This window comes from uncultured Fretibacterium sp., assembly GCF_938040765.1.
Lineage (GTDB): Bacteria > Synergistota > Synergistia > Synergistales > Aminobacteriaceae > CAJPSE01.
Map to the genome: position 1 here is coordinate 1 of NZ_CALIAA010000058.1, position 11,832 is coordinate 11,832.

The 11,832-nt window shown below is 65.8% G+C and carries 10 protein-coding genes and 1 pseudogene; all 11 read left to right on the forward strand.

The window, feature by feature from the left end; all coding sequences use genetic code 11:
* A partial coding sequence (locus Q0176_RS02230) for a twin-arginine translocation signal domain-containing protein (RefSeq protein ID WP_299298818.1) occupies positions 1-652 on the forward strand: 652 nt, incomplete at its 5' end.
* A gap of 311 nt (positions 653-963) precedes the next feature.
* Positions 964-2,061 carry an iron-containing alcohol dehydrogenase gene (locus Q0176_RS02235; protein WP_299298821.1) on the forward strand — a complete coding sequence of 366 codons (1,098 nt, stop codon included), beginning with the start codon at positions 964-966 and terminating at the stop codon, positions 2,059-2,061.
* 752 nt (positions 2,062-2,813) lie between these two features.
* Positions 2,814-3,776, forward strand: a complete 963-nt coding sequence (locus Q0176_RS02240; protein WP_299298823.1) for a GTP-binding protein — start codon at positions 2,814-2,816, stop codon at positions 3,774-3,776.
* A gap of 25 nt (positions 3,777-3,801) precedes the next feature.
* Positions 3,802-4,470 (forward strand): corrinoid protein, encoded by a 669-nt coding sequence (locus Q0176_RS02245; RefSeq protein ID WP_299298825.1) that lies wholly within the window; start codon positions 3,802-3,804, stop codon positions 4,468-4,470.
* A gap of 133 nt (positions 4,471-4,603) precedes the next feature.
* A complete protein-coding gene (locus Q0176_RS02250; protein ID WP_299298828.1) occupies positions 4,604-5,656 on the forward strand; it encodes a uroporphyrinogen decarboxylase family protein in 1,053 nt (350 codons plus the stop codon).
* Positions 5,644-7,446: an ASKHA domain-containing protein gene (locus Q0176_RS02255; protein WP_299298831.1), complete on the forward strand. Its 1,803-nt coding sequence runs from the start codon at positions 5,644-5,646 to the stop codon at positions 7,444-7,446. Before Q0176_RS02250 ends, Q0176_RS02255 begins: the two co-directional genes overlap by 13 nt.
* 16 nt (positions 7,447-7,462) lie before the next feature.
* Positions 7,463-8,263, forward strand: a complete 801-nt coding sequence (locus Q0176_RS02260) for a uroporphyrinogen decarboxylase family protein (RefSeq protein ID WP_299298834.1) — start codon at positions 7,463-7,465, stop codon at positions 8,261-8,263.
* 64 nt (positions 8,264-8,327) lie between these two features.
* A complete protein-coding gene (locus tag Q0176_RS02265) occupies positions 8,328-9,389 on the forward strand; it encodes a uroporphyrinogen decarboxylase family protein (RefSeq protein ID WP_299298837.1) in 1,062 nt (353 codons plus the stop codon).
* Positions 9,390-9,588: 199 nt separating this feature from the next.
* Positions 9,589-10,194, forward strand: a complete 606-nt coding sequence (gene yedF, locus Q0176_RS02270) for a sulfurtransferase-like selenium metabolism protein YedF (RefSeq protein ID WP_299298840.1) — start codon at positions 9,589-9,591, stop codon at positions 10,192-10,194.
* Between the two features lie 66 nt (positions 10,195-10,260).
* Positions 10,261-11,457 carry an aminotransferase class V-fold PLP-dependent enzyme gene (locus Q0176_RS02275; protein ID WP_299298843.1) on the forward strand — a complete coding sequence of 399 codons (1,197 nt, stop codon included), beginning with the start codon at positions 10,261-10,263 and terminating at the stop codon, positions 11,455-11,457.
* A 138-nt stretch (positions 11,458-11,595) separates the two neighbouring features.
* Positions 11,596-11,832, forward strand: a pseudogene (locus Q0176_RS02280) (transposase); the annotation flags it as partial.

Here is an 11,832-nt window from a genome sequence, read left to right on the forward strand (position 1 = left end):
CGAGCACGGCGGGCAGTTCTGTCGAGCCGAAGGAGGGCTTCTCGACGACGGCGGCCGCCGCCTGGACGAACGGTCCCGAGCCGTCGGGTCGGGGGAGTCCTCCCTTGCGTGGAGCGCCTACGCCATAGCCTTCCTCTATCCGTTGGCGGACTGCTTCTATTGGGTGATGACGTGGGCCGATTTGAAACAGTATCAGGGTACCTTGGGCTTAGGGACACCTCTGCCGTTCCTCAAGGCCTTGCTCGTCATGCTCTGCCTGTTCCTCCTCCCGAGGAGGGATCGCCGCTCGGCCCTGGCCGCAAGCGCGGCCGCAGGTGCGTCCCTCCTGATCGGCATAGCCACCGTCATCCTCCTGTGGATCCACCAGGTGGAGCTCCGTTTCTGGCTGCTCTCTCCGTCATGGTGGGTCATGCGGATATTCCCGGCCTTGCTCATCGTGGGCGGGTACCTGGCGCTGTATCGAAGACGCTGGGCGCCCCTCGTGTTGACCGCGAGCGCCGCGGGCGCGCTGTGGTCCCTGTGGGGATACTGTTCCTCCTTCAACCCGAATTCCATGCGGATAGATATCCGTACCACTCTGGTGATCGTTCAAGACGTTGCGCCTCTCCTCGCCTGTGTCCTCGCCTGGTGCGACCGGCGATCGGGTGGGTGAGGGGAAATCCGCCGATCCGCAACCTCAACGCTGACATGGCATCCCTAGCGTCTGAGCGGGAAAGGTATCGTGTTTTCGGCGGGCGCTTCCGATGCCGAAGGACCTGAAGTCGGCCTGATAAAATGGGGCAAGGTGAACAGCGGATATTTTGCATATTATCTTGATAGAAGATGCATTTTTTGTTTAAGTCAGCGCTTCCTGGCGGTCTGATTGGGCGGGGGTTGCCGGCGTCCGGGGCCTTTGGGGCGCAGCGCAGGAAATCCTCTTGATGGGGCGGGAAGGGCCGTTTGCCCTTACGGAAAGGGAAAGGCGTGGCAGTGATTACGACAGCGGATGTGCAGGGGGAGAACACGTTCGGGGCCGGCCGCTACTGGCAGATGCCGAATGCTTTGGATTTGATCGGGGCGGAGGTGAGACGCCTGGGGACGAAGGCCTGCGTCACGGGAGGGGAAACGGCGCTTGCCCTTACGCGGGAACGCCTGTCTTCAGGATTGGACGCGGCGGGGATACCCTGGGTGGAAGAACGGTACAGCGGCCCCACCAGCGCGGCAAAAGCCGCCGCGGTCGCGTCTGTGGCCACGGAAAAGGGCTGCGACGTCATCGTTGGCGTGGGGGGCGGGCGAGCTCTGGACCTGGCCAAGGCTGCGGCGGCCCTGCTGGGGGCGCCGGTGATCACGGTGCCCGCTTCGGCGGCGACCTGTGCGGCGTATGCGCCGCTGAGCGTCCTCTATCATGAGAACGGCGCCTACGATCATTGCGTCTGGCACGAGAGGGAGGTCGATGCGGTTCTGGTGGACATGGAAATACAGTCCGCCCAGCCTCCGCGCCTGATGGCGTCCGGGATCCTGGATGCCATGGCCAAGTACCTGGAGATCTCCAACGGCCGGGCCGAATTGAACCTTCAGGATGTCCCCATCGCCATGCACAGTGCGCACTCCTTTGCGCGATACACGTATGAAGCGCTGGAGCGGTATGGGTACCGGGCCGTGCAGGATTTGAAGGAAGGGCGCCGTACCAAGCCGCTGGAGGATACCGTGTTCTTGAATATCGCATTGACGGGGATGATCAGCGGCATCACGAAGGGCAGGGGGCAGACATCCGTGGCCCATGCCCTGTACAATGCGGTGCGTACGCATTTTTACCTGGAGTCCAGAAATTTTCTGCATGGAGAAATCGTGGCCGTAGGCCTGCTGTCTCAGCTGTTTTATAACGAGGACGAAGCGCGGCTGCCCGTTTTGAGAGACTATATGCGGCGTCTGGGCATGCCCTGCTCCCTGGAGGAGATCGGTATCCGCCCGTCGGAGAAGAATCTGGAGGTCCTGTATCGCGATATATGCCAACAACAGTTTATGGTGCAGGACGAGGCTCGCCTCACGCGTTTGAAAGCGGCTCTGAATCTGATCCGATAGGGGCGCGGAACTCCGGGCGAACGGCAGGGCTGGCGGCGGATGTCCATGCCTTCAGACCGTCGGTGAAACGGGAGAATTTGAAATCGTGATACTTTTCCCGGTAGAGGCAGTATGCCCCCCTTCTTGGGCACGGAGCGCGTCATGGCGAATCCGCTTATGGGGTGACATGATCACAGAACAACGACACACTGCGATTGACATTATCCCGAGGGTAAGGTATAAACAACCTCGAATGGCCCTGTCGATATCGTCTGGAGAGGAGGAAGGCTCGAGTGCGGCATTGCGGATTCACCTGAGGAGTGTGCTTGGATGCACGGGATGCATGCCGTGAAGGGATTCCTTCCTCGAAGGGATCGTCCGTTCGGGCCGAACTCTCCGGAATTTGATCGAAAGCTGATCAAGCTGTGACGTGCGCGCCTCGGTGCGCCGTCATTGTCCCTTTTTGAGGAGAGGCTGCCTGCGCGGCCTCTTCTTTTTTTATCCCTTTCCGTTACGGCTTCCCTCACATACTTTTTCCTTCGTCTCTCCGTCCTGGAGGTGTCGGCGGGATCGGCGTCGGCATCGTCGCCTTCGCCGCGGCTCTGCAGGGGTGGTGGGGCGTGCGCCTGAGCGCCGCGGCCCTCGTTGCGGGGACGTTGTGCTTCGTCCCGCATACCCCTTTACGGATTGCCGGAATCCTGGCGTCGTTGGGGCTCGGCTGTGCGTCCCGCCGGAGCGGGAGGGTTTTTCGTCAAAGAAAGCGGGGTGCGTAAATGAAGGTTCTCGTCGTGTCGGGATTTCTGGGCGCGGGCAAGACCACGTTTATCCGTGAGCTGGCGCGCCGCATCGAGGGGGCCGTCGTCGTCCTCGAGAACGAGTTCGGGGAGGTGGGGGTCGATGGCGACCTCCTGGCGGACGTCCCCATCGAGGTCGTCGAGCTGGCCCAGGGCTGCATCTGCTGCACCATGAGGACGGACTTCCTGCGGGCCGTCGACGAGATCGAGCGTCGTTTCCACCCCGACGTCCTCCTCATCGAACCCACGGGGGTCGGGTCTTTGAGCCTCATCCTCTCCTCGCTCTCGAAGGGGGTGGGGGCGGGCGTCTCCCTGGTCCCGCCCGTCACGGTCGTCGATGCGGAGTCCTTCGGGGATTACATCGAGGTCTTCGGGGAGTTTTACCGGGACCAGATCGCGGGTGCGGCGACCCTGGTCGTGACGAAGTCGGAGGCGCTGCCGCCCGAGGAGCGCGACGCGGTCCTGAGGGCGCTTGCCGACATGAACCCGAAGGCCGGGATCGTCCTTCCCCCCTACGCGGAGCTCCCCTCGGAGTGGTGGGACGGCCTCCTCGGCGCGGAGGCGGCGGATATACCCGCGCCGTCCGAGGGGGTGGCGGCTCTCTCGCTGGAGAGCCTGGGTTTGAAGGACCTGAGCTTTCGGAGCCGCGAGGACCTGGAGGGCCTTCTGGACCGCCTGGCCTCCGGGACGCTCGGGCGGATCTACAGGGTCAAGGGGCTGGCCCCCGTGGGCGGGGAGTGGCTGCGCTTCGACGTCGTGAACCGAAGCCGGACGATCGAGGCCTGGCGTCCGGCGGATGGCTCCAAGATGGCGCTGATCGGCGAGGATCTGGACATCCCCGGCATCGGCATGGCGCTCTTGGAGTTCCGGATGCCGAGCGCCCCGGAGACGGGGGCGTCCGGCGCCGGAGAGCACGGAAAAATCCGAATCGAAAAATCTTAACGAAACAGAGGCGATGGTCGTGTCCATGAGCAAGGAAGAGTATCTCAAGAGCCTGTCGGACTGCGTTTTTGAGATGGAGGACGAGAAGGTCGTGACGGTTGCGGAGGAGTACCTCCGCGAGGGACACAGCGCCCTGGACGGGATCAACCTGGGGCTGGTCGACGGCATGAACCGCGCGGGCGCGCTCTACGAGCAGGAGGAGTATTTCGTCACGGACCTGCTGCTCTGTTCGGACGCCATGTACAACGGGCTGGACGTGCTGAAGCCGCACCTGCAGAGCGAGACGGCGGAGGGCGAGGAGCCGATCCCCGCCGTGATCGGGGTCGTGCAGGGCGACACCCACGACATCGGGAAGAACCTCGTGAAGATCATGTTCGAGACGGCGGGCTTCACGATGTACGACCTGGGACGGGACGTGCCCATCGAGGCCTTCGTGGACAAGGCCCAGGAGGTGAACGCCCGCCTGATCTGCCTGTCCACGCTCATGACCACGACGATGATCGGGATGCAGCGCGTGGTGGAGCTCCTGAAGGAACGGGGGCTCTACGGCAAGATCAAGGTCATGATCGGCGGCGGGCCCGTCTCCAAGAACTTCTGCGACAAGATCGGGGCGGACGCCTATACGGGAAGCGCGATGGAGGCGGTGCGCGTGGCGAAGATGCTCCTGAATGGGGAGCCGATCCCGGCCTCATGAGCCCGTTCCTGCAGTCTTTGGGGGTTCTGATAGGGATTCCAAAGGGACATGTCCCTTTTTGGCGGGTCCAGGGCGAAGCCCTGGAGTCTTTTCCGTGCGGCATCATTGAGCACTGGGGCAGGGAGGGAACGACGTGAACGAGAAGGAGAGGCTTCTTGGGGTACTCGGCGGAAAGGCGATTCCCGAGGTGCCCTGCATCTGTCCCGGCGGGATGATGAACGCCATTGTCGTCGATCTGATGGATCGGTGCGGCATCGCCTGGCCGGAGGCCCACACGGACCCGGTCATGATGGCGGAGCTCGCCAGGGCGGTGTACGACCACGAGATGTTCGAGAACTACGGGGTGCCCTTCTGCATGACCGTCGAGGCGGAGACGCTGGGCGCCCCGGTCGACATGGGAAACCGGGAGTGCGAACCGCACGTCTCGGGCTACGTCATCGACGGGGTGGAGCGGTGGGCGGAGCTCCCGGAGCCCGACCTGAGCCGGGGGCGGGCCCGCGTTGTCATCGAGGCCATCGAGCGGCTCAAGCGGACGGGGAAGGAGGGCGTCCCCATCATCGGCAACCTGACGGGCCCCCTCAGCCTGGCGACGTCGCTGGCGGACCCCATCGATTTCTACAAGTCCCTCCGGCGCAAAAACGAGGCCGCCCATGCCCTGATGCGGAGGGTGACGGACATGCTGACGGCGTTCGGCACGGCTCAGGCCGCCGCCGGGGCCGACGTCCTGGCGATCTCCGACCCCAGCGGGACGGGCGAGATCTTGGGTGCACGGTACTTTCGGGAGTTCGCTGTCCGGTACCTCAACGATTTGATCCGCGGGGTGCGCTGCGCGTTTCCCGACATGCGCTTCATCGTCCACATCTGCGGGCAGATGAAGAACGTCTTCTCCGAGCTGAGCGCGGTGGAGGCGGACGCCTTCAGCTTCGACGCGATGGTGAACCTGCGCGAGGCACGGGAGCACCTCGCGCCCCGAAGGATCATGGGCAACGTCAGCTCCTTCGGCCTGGCCTTCGCCTCCGAGGCGAAGGTTCAGGCCATGGCCCGCTCCGCCCTCAACATGGGCTCCGACATCCTGGCTCCGGCCTGCGGCCTGGGCACGCGGTCGGACATCCGCTCCATTCAGGCCCTTCTGAGGGCGGCCAAGCGGAATCGGGAGGAGGAGGAAGCCCTCTTATGCACGATTTGAGGGTAAGGGTTCCGGACCAGGGGCTTTCCATTCCTTTGGAGGCGGGGGCGGACCTCCTGACGGCCCTGCGGTCTGCGGGGCTGCCGATCAACGCGGCCTGCGATGGGCGCGGGACGTGCGGCAAGTGCAGGGTCCGGGTCCTCGGGGGCGGGGCGGGCCCCGTCTCCGAGGGGGAGCGGCGCTTCCTCTCCGAGAAGGACCTGGCCGACGGCGTGCGCCTGGCCTGCTTCGTCCGGCCGGAGGCGGACCTCGAGGTCCAACTCTTCGACGCGCAGGAGAAGGGCCACCCGATTCTGACGGACGGGTTCGTCCCCGACTTCGTCTTCGATCCGCCCCTGCGGCGGGAGAGTATCACCTTGGAGCCGGCGTCCCTGGAGGCCCCCCTGTCGCTGGACGAGCGTCTGGCCGGGGCGGCGGGCCTGGAGGAGGTCCCCCTTGCCGTCCTGCGGCGTCTTCCCTCCGAGGAAACGCGCTTCTCCGTCCTGACCCACGACGGGGAGTTCCTCACGGCGGAGCCCGAGGGAAAGGACGGGGAGGAGGGGGTCTTCGCGGCGGCGGTGGACATCGGGACGACTACGGTCGTCGTGTCGCTCATCGACATGGGGACGGGGCGGGAGCTGGGCAGCGCCTCCGACGTCAACCCGCAGAAGGAGCACGGGCAGGACGTCCTGACCCGGATCACCTGGGTCCAGGAGGTCGGGATGGAGGCGGTCCTGCAGATGCAGCGCGAGATCGTCCTGAAGCTGGAGGAGCTGCTCCTCTCCATCTGCGTGGAGCACGCGGTCCCGCCCCGGCGGGTGTTTCAGCTCAGCGTCGGCGCGAACGCGACCATGACGCACCTCCTGCTGGGCGCCGACCCCCGCTCCATCGGATTGTCCCCCTACGCGCCCCAGCTGCGGCGCGCCCGGTACGAACGGGCCTCGGACCTGGGGTTCACCCGCATCCATCCGGACGCCCGGGTCCTCTGCCTCCCGCAGATCTCCTCGTTCGTCGGGGGGGACATCGTCGCCGGGATCGTCACGGCGGACCTGACGGAGGCGAAGGACAACGTCCTGTTCATCGACATCGGGACGAACGGCGAGATGGTCCTGTCGCGGAAGGGGGAGCTCTTCGCCGCGTCCTGCGCGGCGGGGCCGGCCCTCGAGGGGATGAACATCAGCTGCGGGATGCGCGCCCAGGAGGGGGCCGTCGAGGAGGCGGCCCTGAAGGACGGGCGTCTCTCCCTCACGGCCATCGGGGGAAGGGAGCCCATCGGCCTCTGCGGCAGCGGGATCCTGGCCGTCGTCCGGGAGTTCCTTGCGGCTGGCCTGATCACGAGCCGCGGCAACATCGCACGGGCGGAGGAGGTGCCTCCCGAGCTGCGCCATCTCATCGGCGCGTCGGAGGGCAAGCGGAGCCTCGTCCTTCGCGAGGGGGATACGCCCCTGGCCCTGACGCAGAAGGACGTGCGCCAGATCCAGCTGGCCAAGGGGGCCATCCTGTCCGGGGCCCTCTGCCTGATCGAGGCGGCGGGGCTGACGCCGGATACGATGGACCGGGTCGTCATTGCGGGACAGTTCGGAAAGCACCTGGCCCCGGAGAGCCTGGTCGGCGCGGGGCTGCTCCCCGCCTCCTTCGGGGACCGGATTCACTACATCGGCAACTCCAGCAGGACGGGGGCCTACCTCTCCCTGGTCTCGCGGGAGCATCACCGGAGGATGACCCAGGGCATCCGCGAGGTGCGCTACATCGAGCTGAGCGTGCGCCCCGGCTACGAGCGGACGTTTGCCGAGGCGCTGCTGTTTCGTTGATAAGGGAGGGTAGGACATGAAGATCTATCAATGCAAGTCGGAGGACGCGCCGAGCCTCGTCCCCATTCTGGAGGAGCTGGGGGTGAGCTACGAGGAGACCCTGAGGGATGGGGCGGCCATGGCGCGGGCGGCGGAGAGGGTGCGGGAGGTAAACGGCATGAAGCACGTTGTCGTCCCGCTGTCGGAGTGTCTGATGACGGCCTGTCTCGGGACGGTCATCACCTGGGACCCGGAGCTGGGGGACCGGGTGGGGAGGGAGGTCTTTGCCGACTGGTCGGAGGCGGAGTCCTTCCGGCCCGAGTCCATCCGGCGCGAGCTGCTGGACCCCCTCTTCGAGGCCATAAGGATTCTGAAGGAACGGGGGGCCCAGGTCGTCGTCGGCGCGACGGGGCCCATCGCCCTGCTCTCGGGGCTCCTCCCGACGGAGGTGGTCTACCGGGCCATGCTGAAGCAAAAGGAGCCCTTCCCGAGGCTCCTGGGCATCGTCGAGGACTTCATCGCGGAGCACATCGCGCGGGTGGACGCCCTCAGGCCGGAGCTCATCTACCTGGCGGATTCCGTCGGATCCCTGGACCTCGTGGGGCCCCGCCTGTTCCGTCAGGTCTCCGGGCCCAGCTACCTGCGGGTCCTGAAGCGCGCGGAGGGGCTTGCGACGCCCATCTACATGTGTCCCAAGAACATGACGTCGCTCTTCTCCGTGGGGTTTCTCGAGAAGGCCGCGGACGGGAACCTCTGCGCGGGGCCCTGCCTGGCCCGGAAGTTCACGGATCTGCGTTACGGAAGGTGCCGGATCGCCCAGGGGGCGGAGACGGCATAGAGGGCGTGCCGTCATTGATTTTTTCGTCAAGGGTAAAGGATAATGTAGAAGGAGTGTGCGAAGGATGAGCCAGACGACGCAGGGCGGGCCCGAGCGGCTCAAGGTCTCCATCTCGATGGGGGAGACGGCCATCACGCTCTTCGGCGTGAACACGAGGGACTATTACTTCGATTCCGACGTCATGGCCGACGTCGAGGCCCGGTTCTGGGAGCGGTTCCAGCCGGACGGCGCGGGCATCTCCCTCACGCTGAGGGGCATGGCGGAGGCCATGGGCTCCGAGATGTTCTACAAAAACCACTGTATCCCCAGCGTGAAGACGCCGCGGGTCCGGAAGCCCGAGGACGTGTATGAACTCAGGGTCCCCGACCCCCTGAAGGACGGGCGCCTGCCCATCGTGCTGGAGGGCCTGGCCAAGCTGAAGGAGAGGCTCGACGGCAGGACGGGCGTGGGGGCCGCGATGGCCGGGCCGGTCAGCGTCGCCATCGCCGTCTGCGGCGCGGAGAACTTCCTGCGCTGGACGCGCCGCCACCCCGACGAGATCCGGCACATGATGGAGATCATCACGGAGGGGAACAACCGGTACATCGACGAGCTGGGCAAGCGGGGGATCGTCGGGCTCTCCTTCTCGGACCCCGTGGCCTCGACGGACCTCCTGGGCCACAAGCAGTTTCTCGAGTTCTCGCTTCCCTACTTCACCGAGAACGTGCAGCACGGCGGCAAGGTGCTGGGGAAGTATCCCGGCACCCACATCTGCGGGCACACCAGGGGGATCTGGGAGGACATCGTGGGGGCGGGGATCTCGTCCTTCAGCGTCGACAACGTGGAGGACCTGGCGGAGGCCAAGGAGGTCATGGGGAGCAGCGTCGTCCTCATCGGGAACGTCCCTCCGGTCAACGTCCTGAACCTGGGCAAGGAGGAGGACATCAAGCGGTCCGTGGCGGAGTGCATCCTGAAGGCCCACGACTCCCCCAAGGGGTACGTCCTGGGCTCCGGCTGCCAGGTGCCGCTCTTCACCCCGGCGGAGAACGTCGAGGCGTACATCCGATGGGGCAAGGAGCTGGGGAAGCTGCCCATCGACACCGAGAGGCTGCGGCGCATTGCGGAGGGGAATGGGACCGCCGTCTGAGGAGCGGCTATAGGGGATTCCCAAGGGACGAGTCCCTTGGGCGGGTCCAGGGCGGAGCCCTGAGTTTTTATTTAAGGAAGTGGCGGCCCCGGCAAGTTTCTGACTCGAAACAGGCAAGCTGGGGTACCACCGGGGGGCTTTATGGAATCAATGTTTTCTTATTGAATTGTCACTTCTTACTTCTTAGGAGGGATTTTTTATGCTTACGGTCAATGCTGTGGGAAAGGCCTGTCCGGAGCCGGTCATCATGACCAGGGCCGCGGTGGAGAAGGGGGCGACGGAGCTGGAGGTCCTGGTGGACAATGCCGTCGCCGTCTCAAACGTCACCCGTTTCCTGGAGGGCCAGGGTTTCCGGGTGCAGCATCAGGAGAACGGCGGCGAGTTCAAAGTGACCGCCCGGAGGGAAGGGGCGGCCGCCTCCGCGGGCACGGCCCCCGCTGCAGGCCCGGATCCCTGCAATCGGGGCGGCGCCCGGCTTGCCGTCCTGATCGCGGGGAAGACCCTGGGGCGTGAGGATAAGGAGCTGGGCGAGGTGCTGATCAAGGGCTTCCTTGGCACGCTCTCGAAGCTCGAGACGCCGCCCGCGGTGCTGGCCCTCATGAACGAGGGGGTCAAGCTGGCCCTGCCGGATGCCTCGACCTGCGACCACCTGAAGGACCTGGAGAGGACGGGCACGAAGATCCTTGTGTGCGGGACCTGTACGAACCACTTCGGGATCACCGAGCGCGTCGGCGTGGGGACGATCTCCAACATGTTCGAGATCCTCGAGGCCGTCACGGGGGCGGACAAGGTCCTGAGCGTCTAGCGGGTTCGGAGGTCCGCAGGCGCGCCCCATCGCATCCGCAAACTTCGATTTGAGGAGGGGTTTGAATTGGAGAGAAGTCTTTCCGGATCGTCGGTCTATCTGAACAACGCGGCGACGACCTGGCCGAAGCCGCCCTGCGTGGGGGAGGCCATGGCGCATTTTCTGTCGTGCGGCGGAGCCAACCTCGGCCGCGGGACCTCCTCGTCCCGCGACATGGGGACCCTGAACGCGGTGCTGGACTGCCGGATTCGCCTGGCCGCCCTGCTCGGGGGGTATGAGGGAGGGGACCCGCGGTACGTCACCTTCTGTCCCAACGTGACGGAGGCGCTGAACGTCGTCCTGCGCGGCCTTCTGCGGCCCGGAATGAGCGTGCTGACCTCCTCCATGGAGCACAACGCCGTCGTCCGGCCCTTGAGGGCCCTCGAGCGGTCCGGGGTGGCGGTGACGTTCCTGCCCTGCGGGAGCGACGGCGCGCTCGACCCCCAAACGCTCGCGGACGCGCTTGCGGCGCGGCGGTACGACCTGATGGTCCTGGCCCACGCCAGCAACGTCTGCGGCACGGTGCAGCCGCTGGGTAGGATCGCGGAGCTCTGTGCGGGGGCGGGGGTCCCCCTGGTTCTGGACAGCGCCCAGACCGCGGGGGTACTCCCCGTCGACGCGGCGGCGCTGGGGCTCGCGGCCCTCTGCTTTACGGGACACAAGGGCCTGATGGGCCCGCAGGGGATCGGGGGCGTCCTCTGGCGCCCGGACTTCGCCGCGCGGGTCGAACCGCTGGTGGCCGGGGGGACCGGGAGCTATTCCCATGTCGAGACGCAGCCCGAGGAGCTTCCCGACAAGTTCGAGTCCGGGACCCCGAATCTGCCGGGGATCGTGGGGCTCCACGCGGCGCTGGGCTGGATCGGGGAGACGGGGATCGAGAGGATCGCCGGGCACGAGCGGGAACTGGGCGGGAAGCTGCTCGAGGGGCTCTCCCGCGTGGAGGGCATCCAGCTCACCGGTAAGCGCGGCATGGAGGGGCGGCTTCCGGTCTTCTCCTTCAATATCGAGGGGCTGGACAACGGCATACTGGCCGACGCGCTCTCACGGGAGGGGTTCGAGACCCGGCCGGGGCTGCACTGTGCCCCCATCGCCCACAGGACCCTGGGGAGCTTCCCGCAGGGGGGCCTGAGGGTGTCGTCGGGGTACTTCACGACGCCCGGGGAGCTGGACGCCTTCCTCGAAGCCCTGCCCGCGGCCGCGGAGCGACTGAGGCAGGAGGCGTGAGAAGCAGCGCTGGGGAAGCCGAACCCGCTTCCCCAAGCAAGCTATAGCGTGGAACGACCGGAAAGCGCCCCCGACGCGACGGGTTGAGGACGCTTGGATCAACCTCGACCGCAGGGAGCGGCTCGGTCCGAATTTCTGTTGGTACAAGCTGGCGGCTCTGAAAGAGGAGATTTTCGGGCGCATCTTCGGGAAGAAGGGGAGCTGTTACTGGAGAAATGGTGTTTCTGGGCGACGCACAATCGTCCGAGTGCGATGGTTGGAGCAGCCCGCACGATCAGGCATCACCGGGACGGAGTCCTTCAGTGGTTTGAGTCCCATCGACAACGGCATTCTTGAGGGGATCAACAGCTTGATCCAGGCCTGTAAGGCGAGGGC